Source organism: Deltaproteobacteria bacterium IMCC39524 (assembly GCA_029667085.1).
Lineage (GTDB): Bacteria > Desulfobacterota > Desulfuromonadia > Desulfuromonadales > BM103 > M0040.
The window spans coordinates 448,028-466,192 of record JARUHJ010000004.1; the positions used below are offsets into that span (position 1 = coordinate 448,028).

An 18,165-nucleotide genomic window follows, 5' to 3' on the forward strand; every position below is an offset into this window, starting at 1 on the left:
CATCTTTAAGTCCGACAAAAATGGTCATATCCCCTGACAAGGATGGGTCGCACTTCTCCCGTCTTTTCCTTGAGTGAAAGTAGGCCGGAACCCTTGCTGATGTAACCTATTGTGGTTACCGGCAACTGTCTGGCGGCACAGAGCTCCCTTACTGAATGAGCTTGACCTGGGGTTACGGTAAAGAGTAGCTCGTAATCTTCGCCTCCGTAGAGTGCCAGTTCCAGCAAGGCAGGAGCTTTGCCGAGATGAGCCTGAAACTCTTCCGATAAAGGCAGTTCGGCCTCTTCGATAAGTCCATCGACCTGAGATGCTTGCAGGATATGCTCCAAGTCGCCCGCCAGACCATCGGAAACGTCGATCATGGCGCTGGCCAAATGATTTTCACCGAGCAGTCGCCCCAGTTCAACCTGGGCAACAGGTTGATGATGACGTCTCAATAAATCTGTGTGTGCTTCCTGGTCTTCCTCGATCAATCGCTGGGCAAGGGCGCTGTCACCAAGGGTGCCGGAGACCATGATCAGGTCACCCGGCTGCGCGCCATCACGGCCGATCGCCTGATCTCTGGGGGCGCTCCCTTCAACGGTCACCGAGATCATCCACGGGCCGGGGCTTCTGCAGGTATCGCCACCGACCAGGGAGACACCGTATTTCGCAGTTTCGTCGAGGACGCCACGTAAAAAAGCATCGATGTCGCTGATTTCCGCCTCATCAGGACAGGCCAGCCCCAGGTAAAGATAGCGAGGAGACCCACCCATAGCTGCGATATCACTGAGGTTTACGGCAACAGCCTTGTGGCCAAGAGCTTCACAGTCAGTCCAGTCGTGACGGAAGTGAACGCCTTCGATCAACAGATCCGTCGAAGTCAGGAGCTGATGCCCTTTCGGAAGACTGAGTACTGCAGCATCGTCACCGATACCACGATCTACCCCGTCACCCTCGCTGGCTTGCTCGCGAATGCGGTCGATCAGTTTAAATTCACCCAGCGCTTTCAGTTTCAAAGGTTTTCGTCCCTGCTTCCTGAACTTAGGAGAGTAAAAATGCATTGTCATGCGAGAGTTTTTATCTGTCAAGCAAACTCCCCTACAACTTCCAGGTGAATTCACTTTGCTGCCACTCTTCTGGGCCACGATTATAGCGGCGCTCAAGAAAACTTTTTTGACCATCTGCGCTGATTATGAAAAGTGTCGAGCAGCGCGTACCGTAGCTTGGCATTGATATAAAAATGGCCGAAAGGGCACGCTCCCACTCAAGCGGGATAGCGGTGTCGGGAAGCTCGCTGTCCGGCGCCCGGGTGGTGTCGGCCAGCAAAGCAAAGGCCGCATCATCATCGAATGACGGTCTCTTGAGCAGACATTCAAGAGCTTCTTTCCCTCGCACGACTTTCGGCCAGGGGGTATCGAGCAGATGGTTGCTTAAGCCATAGATTCCCGGCTCCAGTCGTTTGCTGCTAAGGTTACGGTTCGTTGCATACCAGAGCTCGCTGCCGTCTCCCAGCAACAGGTTGAAGCCGGCATACTCAGTCTTGGTCGCCTGAATACTGGTCAGAAAGTCTGCAGGCGACAAATCCCCTTGAAGATAATCTCGTACCAGCCAACCCCTTGACCTGAGATGTGGATCCTTGTCTCTGACGCCTTCACGGATATTGGTTACCGTCGCCCAACGCTGATTCCTGACACCGAACCAGGCTCCCCCGGAGACAAGGTCCCGGCCGGCGATCATTTCCGGAGACTCCTGCCAGTAGTCGGCAGCCCCGGAGGACCGGTCGTAGAATTCATCACGATTGGCGAGAACCAGCAAGGGAATTGGTTCCTCTGGACGATGGGCAACAAGAATCAGGCACATAAGGTGAGAGTCCCTTTCATGTCAACAAGAGCTACGCCTGATTCTGGCAGAAATCTCCACTCATGACAATCATGGCTATCATTCAATCAAATTGATATCTGGTATGAGGCGCTCCAAACACTTGCTAATTTCCAGTAAATGGTAAGGATATCCGGTAAATATGCCATATACACATTTGACATACTGGTAGTCACAACGTATATTTAATAAGCATTTTATGGGTATTAAAAGTATTTTGCCCGATATGTTCATCAACCCTACAATCAATGAGGAGGTCCACAGATGAAACTGAGCAGATTGACAGTATTGGTAATGATTCTTTCCTTGCTGGCCGCAGGCGTAGCTTTCGGCGGTAAAGACTTGGACGCAGTCAAGAAAAAAGGTTTTGTCCAGGCGGGTGTCAATGGTGGTGTTTTCGGCTTTGGCATGCCTGATTCGAAAGGTGTCTGGAAAGGTCTCGACGTTGACACCGCGCGTGCTGTTGCCGCAGCCATTTTCGGTGACGCCAGTAAAGTCAAGTTTACCCCTCTGACCGCCCAGCAGCGCTTCACCGCTCTGCAATCCGGCGAAATTGACGTATTGACCCGTAACGCAACTCGCACCCTGAGTCGTGAAACCCAGCTCGGCCTGAACTTTGTTACTGTCAACTATTATGACGGTCAGGGCTTTATGGTACCGAACAAGCTTGGTGTCAAGAGCGCCAAAGAGCTGGACGGCGCGACCGTCTGTGTCCTGCCGGGAACGACCACCGAGCAGAACGCCGCCGACTATTTCCGCTCCAACAACTTGAAGTGGAACCCGGTTGTTATCGAGTCCACATCAGAACTGGCCAAGACCTTCTTCGCCGGTCGTTGTGACGTTCTGACGTCCGACGCTTCCCAGTTGGCCGGAACCCGCGCTGTTGCTCCGAACCCAAAAGACTACTCCATTCTTCCAGAAATCATCTCTAAAGAGCCTCTGGCCCCTGCCGTTCGCCATGGCGATGACCAGTTCCGCGACATCGTTGACTTTGCCGTACTGGCGATGATCAACGCAGAGGAGATGGGCATTACCTCGAAAAACATCGACGAGAAGATGAAGAGCACGGATCCTATGGTCCAGCGTTTCCTCGGCGTTATCGAAGGTAACGGCAAGTCCCTCGGACTCGACGAAAAATGGGCTTACAACATCATCAAGCAAGTCGGTAACTACGGTGAAGTTTTTGAGCGCAATGTCGGCGTAAACACCACTCTCGGTATCGAGCGTGGTCTGAACGCTCTCTGGACCAATGGCGGCCTGATGTACTCGCCTCCATTCAAGTAAATATTTGCAGTAACCCCGGGGAGGTGTCGCATGCGGCGCCTCCCCGGTTGTTTGTTACGAGCCAGCTCCCTTCAGAAACTTGCTTAACGCAAAAGTACAGGATTACCTGTGAAGAAAGATCCAGCCATTACAACAGAAGCAGAGTTGCTGCCGAGCGAGGTGCCTTTCTGGCGAAATCCTGAGAAGCGGGCGATCGTCTTCCAGGTCGTCGCCCTGTTGCTGGTCGCAGTCGTCAGCTACTACCTCTATTCCAACACGCAGGCCAATCTTGAGCGGCAGTCGATCGCGACAGGCTTCGGTTTCCTCGACAAGGAAGCCAGCTTCGAAATCGGTGAGTCGGTCATTGAGTATTCGGCTGCAGACAGCTATGCTGATGCCCTCCTGGTAGGCGCGTTGAATACGGTGAAGGTCTCCTTCATCGGCATCATCTTCACGCTTATTCTTGGCACCATTGTCGGCGTTGCCCGGCTCTCCAGCAACTGGCTGGTTTCGAAAATTGCCGCAGGCTACATAGAAGTGATGCAGAACATTCCGGTGTTGCTGCAACTATTCTTCTGGTACGCAATTTTTTATGAGTCTTTTCCCTCGCCTCGCCAGGCACTGAACCCCTTTGAGGGCGTTTTCCTCTGTAATCGCGGGCTTATTTTCGGCGTCCCCGAAGCACATGCCGTGCACGCAACGATGGGCTGGGCTTTCGTTGCCGCACTGGCGATTGGCTGGTTTCTCAACCGCTGGGGTAAACGCAGACAAGCACAAACCGGGCAGATTTTCCCTGCGATACGAGTCACCCTGGCACTCTGTGTAGGGTTACCTCTGCTGGCATGGGTTTTCGCCGGTTCCCCAACCGCTATGGACATACCGGCACTGAGAGGATTCAATTTCACCGGCGGGGTAACAGTCAGCCCTGAATTCAGCGCCCTGCTGCTCGGTCTGGTCTTTTACACTGCGGCGTTCGTCGCCGAAATCGTACGGGCCGGCATCCAGTCGGTTGGCCATGGCCAGGTTGAAGCAGCCAAAGCCGTTGGCTTGCGCTCCGGACAGGTCCTGCACCTGGTGGTCTTACCCCAGGCGCTGCGCGTGATCATTCCGCCCCTGACCAGCCAGATGCTCAACCTGACCAAAAACAGCTCCTTGGCGATCGCTATTGGCTACGCGGATTTCGTGGCCGTAACCAACACGACGATCAATCAGACGGGACAGGCGATCGAGGGCGTGGCTCTGATCATGATCATCTACCTGTTCTTCAGTCTGTCGACATCTTTATTTATGAACTGGTACAACAAAAAAATGGCCCTGGTGGAGAGATGATTATATGAGCGCGCCAAACACAACTCCCACCCGCGAATATCTCAAGCCGCCTGTTACCGAAGTTGGTGTGCTCGGCTGGCTGCATGGGAACCTGTTCAACACCTGGTACAACTCGGTGCTGACTATCCTGTTCGCAGTGGTCCTCTGGAAGGTTGTCCCGCCATTCATCAGCTGGGCGTTCATCGACAGCGTCTGGAACACTCCCTCAGAAGCTTGTCGCGACATCGAAGGAGCCTGTTGGTCGATCATTCCACAGAACATCAGCTTCATCATTTTCGGCTTTTTCCCGGATGGTGAGCAGTGGCGACCCGGAAGTGCCATGCTGATTCTCCTTGGCCTGGTGTTCTTTTCCAAGAACAGTAATCACTGGAAGAAATCACTCGGTGTTTACTGGTTAATTGGCCTGGTTGTTATGGGTACCTTGATGTATGGCGGTGTCTTCGGCATGCAGGTCGTTGAAACGGCCCAGTGGAGCGGACTGCCACTGACGTTTATGCTCTCCTTCTTTGGCATGGTCGCAGCTTATCCCCTTGGGGTCTTGCTGGCGCTTGGTCGTCAATCAAAGATGCCGGCAATCAAAACCCTCTGCGTGGTGTACATCGAAATGATTCGTGGTGTGCCGCTGATCAGTCTGCTCTTCATGTCCTCGATCATGTTCCCGCTCTTCCTGCCCGAAGGCGTAACCATCGACAAGGTGTTGCGCGCCCAGGTTGCTATCATCATGTTCACGGCTGCGTATATAGCCGAGGTCGTTCGTGGCGGTTTGCAGGCAATGTCTCGCGGCCAGTTCGAAGCCGCCGACTCGCTCGGCCTCAACTACAATCAAACGATGCGGCTGATCATTCTGCCGCAGGCGCTGAAGATCGTCATTCCGCCGTCCTTGGGTATCTTGCTGTCAGCTTTTAAAGACACATCGCTAGTTGTCATCATCGCACTTTACGATGTTTTGAAGACGACCAAGGTCACCCTGTCGAATCCGAAGTGGACTGGCTATTCGACCGAAGCCTACATTTTCCTGGCAGTTCTTTACTTCATCTGTTGCTACGCCATGTCGAGCTACAGCCGTAAACTGGAAAAATCACTACATACCGGGCGATGATTCAATGGGCCGCTGACTATGCAGCAGGCCGAAACTTGCGAGAGATTTATGAACGAAACTGAAAAGCAAACTGCAGCAAAACCGGATAACGCCCCGATCATTGAAGTCAACAGCATGCACAAGTGGTATGGGGACTTCCACGTTTTGAGCGACATCAACTTGAAAGTAGCGCTGGGTGAACGGATAGTTATCTGCGGACCTTCCGGTTCCGGAAAATCAACCCTGATTCGTTGTATCAACCGGCTGGAGGAACATCAGCGCGGGCAGATCATCGTCAATGGTACGGAACTGACCAATGACATTAAAAACATTGAGAAAGTTCGCGCAGAAGTCGGCATGGTCTTCCAGCATTTCAACCTCTTTCCGCATCTGACGATTCTCGAGAATCTGACCCTGGGACCGATCTGGGTGCGCAAGACTCCGAAGAAGGATGCCGACGAAATGGCGATGATGTACCTTGAGAAGGTCCATATTGCCGAGCAGGCACTGAAATTTCCCGGGCAGCTCTCCGGTGGACAGCAGCAACGTGTCGCTATCGCCCGAAGCCTTTGCATGAAGCCGGAAGTGATGCTCTTTGACGAGCCGACCTCGGCTCTGGATCCGGAAATGATCAAGGAAGTCCTCGACGTTATGATCGACCTGGCCGAAGAAGGCATGACGATGCTTGTTGTCACACACGAGATGGGCTTTGCCAAGAGCGTTGCCGATCGCGTCATGTTCATGGACGAAGGACAGGTCGTGGAAGAGAACAATCCGCACGACTTCTTTGACAATCCGCAAAACGAGAGGACCAAGCTGTTCTTAAGTCAGATCCTTTAACGAGAATTCAACAAATATGAAAAAGGCGCAAAGGACTAAATCCTTTGCGCCTTTTCTTTTTGTACCACAGAGCCTGACAGGATGATTTCGTTCCTGTCAGATAGCTTCGAAGCGATTCAGCTCCACGTTCTTGCGTGTTGTTTCCGGGTCAAAGACCTGCCCGTTCATAGCGATGTAAACCCCTGCGGCAAGCGTTTGTGCGGCCATCATGGCGCTGGCAATGTTGAACACGGCGTCGGTGAAACGAAAGCGGGCCGGTTGCATGGCACCGGTCAGAACAATCGTTTTTCCGGTGACCCCGGCAAGGGCCCTAGCGGTTTCCGTCATCGTATCCGTACCGTGCGTAATAACTATCCGGGTCGCGGTAGAAGACTCAATGGCCTTCCGCACCAACGCCCTGTCTTGATCGGTTAACTCAAGGCTGTCCTTACGCATCAGGGGCGTGACCTGGTAAGCAATGCTTAGATTGGCCTCACGCAACACCTCGAGAATTTGCGGCTCGCCAACCTCGAACTTGCTTTTGGCGTCAAAATAGACCTTGTCAATCGTGCCACCAGTCGTGAATATTTCAAGTTGCATAATGAGTCTTCCTCAGTCAATTTGAGTAGCATGTTCAATCTATAACTATGGTGAGGCCTGTCAAGGCTACAAACAGGTGACAAGATTAACGCAAAGACGTTAAGGGAACAATTCTTTCCTTGTGTCTTTCTTTTTATCTCTGCCTCTTTGCAGTGAAATGCAGTCTCTTGGCAAAAAACAAAGGGCGCCCAAATGGACGCCCTTTATCTGTTACATGTTGATGACAGGATCAGACTTTAGGGCCAGCCTGGGTGTAATCAAAGTCATCATTCTCAGACGTGTACTTTTTGAAGTTTTCGATAAACATTCCAGCAAGCTTGTTTGCAGTAGCATCGAAAGATTCCTTGTTTCCCCAAGCGTTCCGCGGGTTGAGCAGGTTCGTTTCGACACCGGGCAGCGTCTTGGGAATGCTGAGGCGGAACCAACGGGTTTCGTCAAACTCGACATTGTTGATACTGCCATCGAGGATAGAATTGATACATGCGCGAGTTGCCTTGATGCTCATACGGCTACCGACGCCGTAACCACCGCCAACCCAACCGGTGTTGACCAGGTAGGCGTTGACATTGTGACCTTCCATCTTCTCACCGAGCAGTTTTGCGTAGGCTGTTGGATGCAGGGGCAAGAAAGCCTCACCAAAGCAGGCAGAGAAAGTCGCCTGAGGCTCAGTAACTCCGCGCTCGGTACCCGCAACCTTCGCTGTATAGCCCGAGAGGAAGTAGTACATCGCCTGCTCTTTGCTCAATTTCGAGACTGGAGGCAGAACACCAAATGCATCACAGGTAAGGAAGATGATGTTCTTTGGATGGCCACCCTTAAGGCTCGGGTCATGGTTTTCGATATGGTCGATCGGATAGGAGACGCGGGTGTTCTCGGTTTTGGCATCGCTGTCGAAATCGATGACGCCATTATCATCGGCGACAACATTCTCCAGAAGCGCGTTGCGCTGAATCGCTCTGTAAATCTCAGGCTCATTCTCTTCGCTCAGGTTGATCGTCTTGGCATAGCAACCACCTTCAAAGTTGAAGATGCCGTCATCATCCCAGCCGTGCTCATCATCACCGATCAGCTTGCGCTTGGGGTCGGTGGAGAGAGTGGTTTTACCGGTACCTGAGAGACCGAAGAAAAGTGCAACATCGCCGTCTTTACCTACATTGGCAGAACAATGCATGGAGAGGATCCCCTGCAACGGCAGCCAGTAGTTCATCATGGTGAAGATGCCTTTTTTCATCTCGCCGCCGTACCAGGTGCCGCCGATGATCGCAATATTCTTCTCGATGTTGAAGACCACGAAAACTTCGGAGTTGAGACCGTGCTTCTCCCAGTTCTTGTTGGTCAGGCTGCAGGCGTTGTAAACGGTAAACTGAGGAGCAAAAGCGCTGAGTTCATCTTCCGTCGGGCGGATGAACATGTTCTTGACGAAGTGCGACTGCCAGGCGAACTCGGTGACAAAACGGGCCGAGGTGCGAGTTTTTTCGTTGGCACCACAGAAACCGTCCGTCACAAACAGGTCCTTGCCGTCGAGATGCTCGATGACTTCGCTGTAAAGCTCGTCAAAAACTTCAGGGGCCATCGCCTGATTAATCTTGCCCCAGGCAATATTCTCAAACGACGGCTTCTGATGAACAAAATACTTGTCCTTCGGTGAGCGGCCTGTGAATTTGCCTGTGTCGATCATCATGGTGCCATTCTCAGAAACAGTACCTTCTGCATTACTGCTTTCCAATGTGAACAGCTCGTCATAGCCGAGATTGTGACGAACTGTACCGACATTCTGCAGTCCGAGATCCTGGGCGGTAAGGTTTGACATGGTGAGGCTCCCCTTAATGTGCGTGAAAGAGTGACTCTTCCACTGATTTATTCCTGACTCATACGTTTAAAAAAGAAGAGGCCTGTCACTGAATCATTTCAGTACAAGCCAGACATTAGTGTTCTTTTCAGTCGCTGCGTTTACGACCACTGCGATTAACTCGAAGACGTCTTTGTCTGAAAATCAACGGGTTCATTATTGGCTGAATACCGACTGCAGAGGCTAGAGTTATGACCTTGATCAAAAGGCCGCGACTGCGGCACTTTATCAAATTTAGTGAGAATAAAAAAGAGTTTTTTTGGCTAAAAAGAGAAGGTGTTCTATCTATGCTGTTTTACTTGGATTAATTCTACTATCTAGCAGCCTGTCTGACAATCAGGACTGAAGCGAAACCTTGAATGTTTGAGGCCAGATTTTGACTCATTTGAGAGGAATAGCCGTTGCTATTGGTCGAATAAGGGGCTGAGACATGGACCACATTGACGAATTTGCAGCCAGCCTATTGATTGTCCAACAGGTTGCTAGTGCGCTCGAACTTGCAGGTAAGCGACAATTTGCCAGAGCTGTTGTTCAGTTAAATGCATCCCCCAGGCGGGCATAACAGATCCTTGTGAACGAAACGGCTCGATTGATTTGCCGACTTCGATGCGCCAGTAAAGATAAGCAGGATCCATGCGTTGGTAATGTGCATCGGTGAAATCAGGAGCGGGCGGCTCAAAGAAGGCCGCCCGACCGGAGCGCCCCTCTCCGGGCTTACCATGACAAGAAGCGCATTTAGCCATAAAGAGTGCTTCGCCGCGACTCAACTGTATCTCATCCTTGAGAATGCCGTCGGGCATGGTACGAGCGGGGTAATCAACGACCTCTTCAGCACAGCCGCAGAGGGCAAAAACTATCAGCAGGACAAAGAACAATAAGACGTGATTTTTTATTGTTCTCTCTCTCAACGCTTACTCCTGATCCTTTTCTTCGTACTGAATCCCCCAACCGCGGAGCTCTTCGAGTACTTTTTCAACCACGGGCTCAACCGTTTGCTCCACTGCTGCCGTTAACTCGGTACCCATTTCAATGCATTCGGGCTGGACGCCCCAGACAACCAGGTTGCGCGGAGCGTGGCCCTGGAATTCGGCGACAGCGAGCAAGTCCTGCAGCCCCATCTGATGGACTGAGAGCTTACTGGCAAACGCACGTGGGACCTCCTCGCCTTCGAGGCGGAAGATACCACCGGGCTCTGCTCGCATATCGAGGGCGTCAATAATCAGAAGGGAGTCAAGCTCTTCAAGCTCGGGCAGCAGATCAAGGCCCAGGGTGCCACCGTCAATCAGCTTCACCTGACCCTGAAAATGGTAACGGGATGAAAGTGTAGTGACCACTTTCACCCCGAAACCGTCATCAGTCATGATCGTATTGCCCAGTCCAAGGACCAGGGTTGACATTAAAGATCCTCCGGTTCGATGTAACGGTAGCCGCTGAAGATACCGCTCATAGTACCGTTACGCATCTTGACATCCATCAGCCAGCCGCTGTAGATGTGGTTGATGATGAAGCCGGCCAGAAGCCACATGACTCCATGGTGCAACAGTCGTAGCCACTGGTTGCCCACCAGCACATTGATACCGCCGAGCAAACCATTCCAGAAACCACCCGGTTCAAACTGCCCGTACATGGCGAAGCCTGAGATGATCTGAAAAATAAAGAGCGCGAAAATGCCAAGATAAGCCGTAGCCGCAACCGGGTTATGGCCAACTTCGTAGGTGATCTTCTTGCCGGTAAAGGTGTAGTAACGGAACATCTTGATAAAGTTGCGCCGTCCCTCGGCTGTTATCCAGGGGATAAATGCCTTCCAGGACGCATGGTGGTTGCCGGCGAACATCCAGACGATGCGCGCAGCAACCGACACCGTGAAGAGGTAGGCGAAGGCAAAGTGTAAAAACCGCATCCAGCCCATAACGTACATCGAGGTCTCCGGGGCTGTTATGAACGGGCTGCCGATAAAGAAGCCGGTGATCGACAACATGATCACGGAGAGCACGTTGATCCAGTGGCAGATGCGAACCGGCAATTCCCATACGTAATAAATTTTCAGCATGGTGTGCGCCTCCTTCCTTTAGAGGGCTCGAACCTTAACGATCTCTGTTCCTTTGCCATCCATAACGTGTACGGCACAGGCCAGGCAGGGATCGAAAGAGTGAATGGTTCGCAAGATTTCCAACGGCTTCTCCGGATCGGCAATCGGAGTGCCGATTAGGGCCGACTCGTAGGGCCCCATTTGACCGGCAGCATCACGAGGGCCTGCGTTCCAGGTCGAGGGGACCACCGCCTGGTAATTGGCGATCTTCTGGTTCTCGATGCGGATAAAGTGACCAAGGGCGCCGCGAGGTGCTTCGTGGTAACCGAAGCCTTGTGCTTCCTTCGGCCAAGTCGCCGGATCCCACTTCTCCTTGTTGAACGTATCAAGGATGCCCCGGCCCATGTTGTCGGCCAGTTGATCAAGCCAGAGCTCGTTCTTCTGGGCGAGCAGCAGACAGTCGACGCCGCGAGCGGCGGTTCGGCCGAGGGTTGAAAAGAGCGCAGAAGCCGGAGCGCCGAGAGTTTTCAGGACAAAGTTGACTGTGTCGACAACGTCCGTTACGCCAGATGCGTAAGCGACCAGGATGCGTGCCAGAGGACCGACTTCCATTGGCTGATCCATGTAGCGCGGCGACTTGACCCAGGAGTACTTACCATCGGTGTCGAGGAAGTCATAAGGTGGTTTCGGGCCGGTGTAGTTGTGGCTGGTCTCACCCTTGTAGGGGTGCAACCCTTTATCGTCGCCCGAAGAGTAGTTGTACCAGGAGTGGGTGACATATTCAGTGATCTTTTTCTCATCCATCTCCATGACATTGGCGAGATCTTTACCCATGATAACACCACGGGGGAAGAAGAGGCTGCCTGTGCCGGGGCTGTTATCCATCGGGAAATCACCGAAAGACATGTAGTTACCAACCCCACCGCCAATGCCTGCCCAATCGAGATAGGCTGGAGCAACGGCCAGGAGGTCGGGAATGTAAACCTGCTCAACAAAGGCACGGGCTTTACGCAGCAGTTTGCGGATGTGGGCAATTTTGTCCGCGTTGATGGCATTTTGGCTATCCGGGTCAACCGGCATCGACATACCGCCGACCAGGAAGGTCTGCGGATGCGGGTTCTTGGAGCCGAGAATCGCGTGGATCTTGATGACATCTTTTTGCCACTCGAGTGCCTCGAGGTAATGAGCAACGGCCATCAGGTTCGCTTCGGGCGGCAGCTTGTAAGCGCTGTGCCCCCAGTAAGCGTTCTGGAAAGGACCAAGGCGGCCGGTGCCGGCAAAAGCTGCCAGCTTGTCCTTGATACCCTTGAAGTAGGTGGCACTCGATTTCGGCCAGTTGGAGATCGACTGAGCGAATTTGGCCGTAGCGGCCGGATCGGCAGCCAGGGCACTGGTGATATCGACCCAGTCGAGTGCATGCAAGTGATAGAAGTGAATCACGTGATCCTGCACATTCTGGATGCCCATGATCAGGTTACGGATCAGGCGGGCATTGTCGGGGATCTGAATGTTCAGGGCATCTTCCACGGCACGAATGCTGGCCATGGAGTGAACCGTGGTGCAGACACCACAGAAGCGCTGGGTGAAATGATGCGCATCGCGGGGATCGCGACCCTTGAGAATCGTCTCGATGCCACGGAAGGCCGTGGAAGAGCTCCAGGCGTCAACAATCTTGCCACCATCGATCTGCGCTTCGATGCGCAGGTGGCCCTCTATACGGGTAATCGGATCAACGGCAATTCTTTTAGCCATCGTTTAGTCCTCCTTTACGACCTTGTCTTCTTCCATAGCGTCGCCCTTGCGGAAGCAGCTCGCAACCCCATGGACACCGAAAGCCACTGCGGTGGCCGCCGCCAGACCGATACCAATCTTGTCGGCCGTATCCTCAATTCCAAAACCGGGGACCTTGGGCAGGCGCCGGTAGAAGGGACTCATGGTGTCCCAGAAACCAGGTTCAGAACAACCGATGCAGCCGTGACCGGCCATAACCGGCCAGGAGGTGCCTTCGTTGTAACGAACGGTCGGGCAATTGTGAAAACTTTCAGGACCTTTGCAACCCAACTTGTAGAGACAATGTCCCTGACGATGCGCGGCATCACCAAAGGCTTCGGCATACTGGCCAGCATCGAAATGGCCGCGTCGCTCACAGTTATCATGAATGCGCTTGCCATAAGCGAACTTCGGGCGACCGAGACGATCGACTGCCGGAAGCTTACCAAAGGTCATAAAATGGACGATGGTCGCGGTCAGATTTGTTGCATTAACAGGGCAACCGGGAAGATTGATGATTGCCGCACCCGGCACCAGGCTGCTCACCGAAACGGCGTTGGTCGGGTTCGGAGCAGCGGCAGGAATGCCGCCGAAAGAGGAACAGGAACCGACACAGATGGTGGCCGCGGCATTCTGTACCAGCTTTTTGCAATCGACCATGGCACTCTCGCCAGCGATAGTGCAATAGGCGCCATCGGCTCCGGTGGGGATAGAGCCTTCAACGATTAGGATATACTGGCCCTTGTACTTCTCCATGGCTTGATGCTTGGCTTCTTCAGCCTGGTGACCGGAGGCCGCCATCACGACATCCGCGTATTCGAGAGAAATCAGATCGAGAATCAGCTCTCCAGCGGTTGGCTGGTTGCCACGCAGGAAAGCTTCCGAATCACCGGAGCAGCTCTGGTATTCCACCCAGATAACAGGCGGTCGCTTGTCTTCAACGGCTTGAGCGACGGTAGGAATAAAGCTTACCGGCAAAGCCAGGGCAGCCGTGGTCGCCGTGCAAAACTTGATAAAGTCGCGACGATTGATCCCGCGAGCCTCCACGCGCTGGAGGAGCTCCTCAGGGATCGGAGATGTGTTGACGTCCAAGTCAGTTTTCATTGTCCGACCTCCTTCACAGTTTTTTAATCAAACGGGCAAATGTAACAATTTCAGTATATTAAAAAGATGGTTTGAGATGGTTTTGAGAAAAACACTTCATCTTTGATAATATCTAGAACGGTGTTTTGTCAAGCAAAAACAGGACCGATCAGTAACTCTTCATGCTTCCTCGAAAGCAAGGGCTAACTGTACTTTATTAAATATATCTCACATATCGCAGAAAGCTAGAAAGGGTTTCTTTTATTTTAAACCCCGGGTTGCTAACTGGCTGGTATAATACAAAGGCTATCAGCAGGTCACTCGTCATTAAACCGGAGCGATGGGAAAAGTTGATGAACAAAGGCTATCGACTGCTAGAACACACTGCTGATATGGGTATAGAAGCCCGTGCAGAATCCTGCCCGAAAGTATTGGAGGAAATGGCCAGAGGGTTGACGATGGTTTTGTTTGGCGACAGCCCCGTTTCGGTGAGCATCGTGACAAAGGTCCATCTGCGCGAGGAAAATTCTGTGGAGCTTATGGTGGCATGGCTTAACGAGATCCTTTACTGGTGCGAACAGAACAACCTTGTTCTGGCGGCATCTCGGATCGATACTTTCGAAGAAGGTGAGTTGTGGGCGACACTCTCGGGCGAAGCCTTTGACCAGAAACGTCATCATGTTGAGCGACAGGTCAAAGCGATCACCTATTATCAGGCCTGCCTGGAAGAGACCTCTGGTGTATGGCACGCCAGAGTTTACGTTGACCTCTAGGAAAGTTTATGGCGATCAAGGTTCAACAACTGGACTCATGCCGTTGGCGCATTCCCCGAGAAGGCGCCATGCGGACCGACGGCCTGGTTTTCGCCTCTCCGGCCATGATGCAGGATCTGCGTCGTGAGCAAGCCCTGGAGCAGGTCTGCAATGTCGCAACATTGCCCGGAATCGTCGGCCCTTCCATGGCCATGCCCGACATTCACTGGGGGTATGGTTTCCCGATCGGTGGAGTCGCGGCCTTTGATGCCGAGCAAGGGATCGTCTCTCCCGGTGGGGTCGGCTACGACATCAACTGTGGAGTACGCCTCTTGCGAAGCAACCTGAACGCGAAGGAAATCCACCCCCACCTAGATCGTCTTGCTGATGCACTCTTCCGTAACATTCCAACCGGAGTCGGTTCTCATCACAGTGACTTCAAACTCTCGATTGCAGAGGAGAGGCACGTTCTCACCAAGGGTGCTGCCTGGGCGGTAGAGCAGGGTTTCGGCAACGATAACGAACTTGAGTATATTGAAAATCACGGCACGATCGCCGGGGCCGATTCGGAGAAAGTTTCAGAACGTGCTCTTGAGCGGGGGCGATCGCAACTCGGAACCCTGGGCAGCGGCAACCACTTTTTGGAAATTCAGCAAGTCGAAGCGATTTACGACGAAGATGCCGCGGCGGTCCTTGGTCTTTATCCTGGCCAGGTGACTGTCAGTATTCACACCGGCAGTCGAGGCCTCGGTTACCAGGTCTGTGATGACTATCTAAAGATCATGCTCAAAGCTGCACGCAAGTACGGTATTATTCTCCCAGATCGACAGCTCTGTTGTGCTCCCTTGCAGAGCGATGAAGCGCGTGATTACATGGCTGCCATGGCCTGCGCCGCCAACTATGCCTTCGCCAATCGACAGATGATTACTTCCCATGTGCGAGAAACCTTCGAAGAGATCTTAGGTAAAGGTTCTGCTGATCTGCGCATGGCGACTATCTACGACGTCTGCCATAATATTGCCAAGTGGGAGACACACAGCATCAACGGCCAGGAGCGCAAACTTTGTGTACATCGCAAAGGCGCAACACGGGCTTTCCCACCAGGTCACAAAGAGATTCCTGCCGTTTATCAGCCGATCGGGCAACCGGTTCTGATTCCGGGTGATATGGGCCGATATTCTTACGTCCTGACCGGTACTGCTGGTGCTTACCAAGAAACCTTTGGCTCTTCTTGTCATGGCGCAGGACGTGTTTTGTCTCGACATGCGGCCAAAAAAGCCGCTCGGGGCCGGGATATCATCGGCGACATGGCAAAGCAGGGTATCCTGGTGCGGGCAGCGGGACGTGCGACCGTAGCAGAGGAGATGCCTGAGGCCTACAAGGATGTTGCAGATGTTGTCCAGGTGATTGAACGGGCGGGAATCGGCCGCATCGTGGCAAGACTGAAACCGATGGCAGTGGTTAAGGGCTAAGAACCGGAACGCGGCCCCGGCACGAGGTCCGCGGAAATCCAAACTAAAGGATGAAGGCTATGAAGGTTTTTCTCACCGGCGGAACAGGATTTGTTGGCAGTGAAGTGTTGCGGCAGCTGGTATCGGCCGGCCATAGCGTGCGAGCCCTGGTGCGAGAGGGCTCTGAAGATAAATTGACGGCGACTGATGGAGTGGAGATCCACCCTGGCGATATTTCCGATGCTGCCAGCCTGGTCGGTGGACCGGAGGGTTGTGACGCGGTGATCCACCTGGTCGGCATTATTAGAGAGTTTCCGGGGCGTGGCGTCACCTTTAAAAAAATGCACGTCGTGGGCACCGAAAATGTGCTGAAGGCCGCTGAGGAACAAGGCGTCAGCCGTTACCTGCATATGAGCTCAAACGGCACCCGTGAAAGCAGCAATACAGGTTATCACCGTACCAAGTGGCAAGCTGAGGAGCTTGTTCGTAACAGCAATCTTGAGTGGACGATTTTTCGCCCGTCGTTGATCTTTGCCCAGGGGAGTGAGTTCGTCCATATGCTCTCTGAGGTCATCCGCAGACTCCCTGTTGTGCCGGTAATCGGCGACGGACAGTATCGCATGCAGCCGGTGGCCCTGAAAGAGGTGGCGTCCAGCTTCGTTAAGGCCTTGGAGATGCCGGAAACGATCGGCAAGACCTATCATCAGGGCGGCGGAGAAAGTTACAGTTACGATGAGATTCTTGACTTGACTTCGCAGGCCATGGGCAAGGGCCTCGCCACCAAACTTCACCAGCCGCTTTTTATGATCAAACCGTTGATCAAGATGATGCAGAGCAGTGAGCATTTTCCTATTACCAGCGACCAACTCACAATGCTTATCGAAGGAAACGTTTGTGATCCGGAGGAATGGCAGGAGACTTTTGGGTTAAAAGCGACAAGTTACGCAGATGGGATAGATGACTGTTTTAAGGTTAGTTCCTGAGACACAACGTAGGGACATTTATGCCAGAAGAACAACAGGGCCTCTGCCACCTTTGACCTTACCATTTGCCTGATGTAGGATGCTGGAATTACTACATTATCGCCCTTGGAGGGTTTCGATGGATACAAAAGCAACAATTCCGGCAACAGAAAACTCAAGAAGATCCTTGCAGGCCGAGTTACGTGTCTATTATGGACCCTCACAGGAAATGGTGCTTTACGGCTTTAGCGTGGATTTGAGTAGCGGCGGACTTTTCCTCAAAACGGAAACCAGTTTTTCCGTTAACGATAAAGTGTTACTCAGCTTCACATTGCCGGATGCAGATAAAGTGGTCAATTGCAGTGCAAAGGTCGCTTGGGTAAACGCGCAAGACGAGCCAAAGAAACCTGAGCTTCCGCCTGGTGTCGGCCTCCAGTTTTTAGATCTTTCCACAGAATACTTGCTGTCCATTCAGAGTCTCTTAAAGCATGACGGGGTAAAGTCTATCAGTGAGCCGGAAAGTTAATATCAGGAGGTCTTGGGGGTTTTAGCAAAAGAATTATCAATGCAATAAGGGTTGATCATCAGGTGATCAGCCCTTATTGCATTAAAAGTATTGATGGCACAAAGTTTGGAGTCAGGTCATCTACAATATCTCGAACTGTGGAACTATAGAATCAACTTTCAGTTGCTACTCGCAAGCCGAGCGCAATCATCACTGTGCCTGTGACCCCATCAAAAACCTGGCTGACTCTCGGCCGCTGCAACCAGATTTTGAGTTGTTTGACCATCAGGGCGAGCAGACACTGCCAGATCATGGCGATGACAAAGTGCAAACCGGCAAGAAAGAGCGACTGCAGGAGTGCCGACTGGGCAGGATTGATAAACTGGGGTAGAAAAGCCATGTAAAAAATGGCCGTCTTCGGATTGAGGATGTTGGAGAGGAAACCTTCCCGCAAGGACCGCTGCACCAGAAAAGCGCCCCCCGACGGTTTCCCATTTACAATCTCGAACTTTTCTTGTTTGAGAATCTTTAGCCAACTGCTGAGGCCTAACCAGATCAGGTAGCCGGCTCCTGCCATTTTCAAAAGGCTGAAGGCCCAGGCTGCCTGCAAGAGGATCACCGATATCCCCACCGCTGAGATAGTGGCGTGCAGAAAGAGCGCGGAGCAAATACCGAGGCTGCTCACCGCGCCATCTCGCCAACCGCCGCGCGCGGTGTTACGAATCACCAGCATGGTATCGACGCCTGGCGTAATGGTCAGCAGGGTAATGGCGATCAAATAGGTTGTCAGGGCGGTCATTCCCACAAAGTACCTT

The 18,165-nt window shown here is 52.7% G+C and carries 18 protein-coding genes; 8 read left to right on the plus strand and 10 right to left on the minus strand.

Translation table 11 applies throughout. The annotated features are described in order from the left end of the window. Window positions 1–5: 5 nt before the first annotated feature. Window positions 6–998, minus strand: coding sequence for a thiamine-phosphate kinase (gene thiL, locus P9J64_12485; protein MDG5469138.1), 993 nt, complete (start codon window positions 996–998; stop codon window positions 6–8). An 82-nt stretch (window positions 999–1,080) separates the two neighbouring features. Continuing rightward, a complete protein-coding gene (locus P9J64_12490) occupies window positions 1,081–1,842 on the minus strand; it encodes an NRDE family protein (protein MDG5469139.1) in 762 nt (253 codons plus the stop codon). A 282-nt stretch (window positions 1,843–2,124) separates the two neighbouring features. On the opposite strand from P9J64_12490, the gene P9J64_12495 reads away from it, so the two are divergent. The 4 genes from P9J64_12495 (at window position 2,125) to P9J64_12510 (ending at window position 6,370) form a co-directional block, all read left to right on the plus strand. Continuing rightward, window positions 2,125–3,144, plus strand: coding sequence for an amino acid ABC transporter substrate-binding protein (locus P9J64_12495; protein MDG5469140.1), 1,020 nt, complete (start codon window positions 2,125–2,127; stop codon window positions 3,142–3,144). 108 nt (window positions 3,145–3,252) lie between these two features. Continuing rightward, entirely contained in the window at window positions 3,253–4,452 is a 1,200-nt protein-coding gene (locus P9J64_12500; GenBank protein ID MDG5469141.1) for an amino acid ABC transporter permease, read from the plus strand. A 4-nt stretch (window positions 4,453–4,456) separates the two neighbouring features. Further along, on the plus strand, window positions 4,457–5,551 hold the full coding sequence (locus tag P9J64_12505; protein ID MDG5469142.1) for an amino acid ABC transporter permease: 1,095 nt from the start codon (window positions 4,457–4,459) through the stop codon (window positions 5,549–5,551). Between the two features lie 48 nt (window positions 5,552–5,599). Further along, a complete protein-coding gene (locus tag P9J64_12510) occupies window positions 5,600–6,370 on the plus strand; it encodes an amino acid ABC transporter ATP-binding protein (protein ID MDG5469143.1) in 771 nt (256 codons plus the stop codon). A 96-nt stretch (window positions 6,371–6,466) separates the two neighbouring features. Here P9J64_12510 and P9J64_12515 read toward each other — a convergent pair whose 3' ends face one another. From P9J64_12515 to P9J64_12545, 7 genes are all read right to left on the minus strand, one after another. Then, window positions 6,467–6,949, minus strand: coding sequence for an asparaginase domain-containing protein (locus P9J64_12515; GenBank protein MDG5469144.1), 483 nt, complete (start codon window positions 6,947–6,949; stop codon window positions 6,467–6,469). Window positions 6,950–7,178: 229 nt separating this feature from the next. Then, window positions 7,179–8,759, minus strand: coding sequence for a phosphoenolpyruvate carboxykinase (ATP) (gene pckA / locus P9J64_12520; GenBank protein ID MDG5469145.1), 1,581 nt, complete (start codon window positions 8,757–8,759; stop codon window positions 7,179–7,181). Window positions 8,760–9,280: 521 nt separating this feature from the next. Continuing rightward, window positions 9,281–9,706: a cytochrome c gene (locus P9J64_12525; GenBank protein ID MDG5469146.1), complete on the minus strand. Its 426-nt coding sequence runs from the start codon at window positions 9,704–9,706 to the stop codon at window positions 9,281–9,283. A gap of 3 nt (window positions 9,707–9,709) precedes the next feature. After that, entirely contained in the window at window positions 9,710–10,195 is a 486-nt protein-coding gene (locus P9J64_12530; protein ID MDG5469147.1) for a HyaD/HybD family hydrogenase maturation endopeptidase, read from the minus strand. Then, entirely contained in the window at window positions 10,195–10,848 is a 654-nt protein-coding gene (gene cybH, locus P9J64_12535; GenBank protein ID MDG5469148.1) for a Ni/Fe-hydrogenase, b-type cytochrome subunit, read from the minus strand. The genes P9J64_12530 and cybH overlap by 1 nt, the downstream gene beginning before the upstream one ends. 18 nt (window positions 10,849–10,866) lie before the next feature. Next, on the minus strand, window positions 10,867–12,579 hold the full coding sequence (locus P9J64_12540; protein MDG5469149.1) for a nickel-dependent hydrogenase large subunit: 1,713 nt from the start codon (window positions 12,577–12,579) through the stop codon (window positions 10,867–10,869). A gap of 3 nt (window positions 12,580–12,582) precedes the next feature. Then, entirely contained in the window at window positions 12,583–13,701 is a 1,119-nt protein-coding gene (locus P9J64_12545; GenBank protein ID MDG5469150.1) for a hydrogenase small subunit, read from the minus strand. Between the two features lie 332 nt (window positions 13,702–14,033). Here P9J64_12545 and P9J64_12550 point away from each other — a divergent pair, with 332 nt between their 5' ends. The 4 genes from P9J64_12550 (at window position 14,034) to P9J64_12565 (ending at window position 17,371) form a co-directional block, all read left to right on the plus strand. Beyond that, window positions 14,034–14,453: an archease gene (locus P9J64_12550; GenBank protein MDG5469151.1), complete on the plus strand. Its 420-nt coding sequence runs from the start codon at window positions 14,034–14,036 to the stop codon at window positions 14,451–14,453. An 8-nt stretch (window positions 14,454–14,461) separates the two neighbouring features. Then, window positions 14,462–15,904, plus strand: coding sequence for an RtcB family protein (locus P9J64_12555; GenBank protein ID MDG5469152.1), 1,443 nt, complete (start codon window positions 14,462–14,464; stop codon window positions 15,902–15,904). A gap of 59 nt (window positions 15,905–15,963) precedes the next feature. Further along, a complete protein-coding gene (locus P9J64_12560; protein ID MDG5469153.1) occupies window positions 15,964–16,866 on the plus strand; it encodes a complex I NDUFA9 subunit family protein in 903 nt (300 codons plus the stop codon). A gap of 118 nt (window positions 16,867–16,984) precedes the next feature. Beyond that, window positions 16,985–17,371 carry a TIGR02266 family protein gene (locus P9J64_12565; protein ID MDG5469154.1) on the plus strand — a complete coding sequence of 129 codons (387 nt, stop codon included), beginning with the start codon at window positions 16,985–16,987 and terminating at the stop codon, window positions 17,369–17,371. 151 nt (window positions 17,372–17,522) lie between these two features. Here the strand turns inward: P9J64_12565 and P9J64_12570 are convergent, their stop codons facing one another. Next, window positions 17,523–18,149, minus strand: a complete 627-nt coding sequence (locus tag P9J64_12570; protein MDG5469155.1) for a LysE family translocator — start codon at window positions 18,147–18,149, stop codon at window positions 17,523–17,525. Window positions 18,150–18,165: the final 16 nt, after the last annotated feature.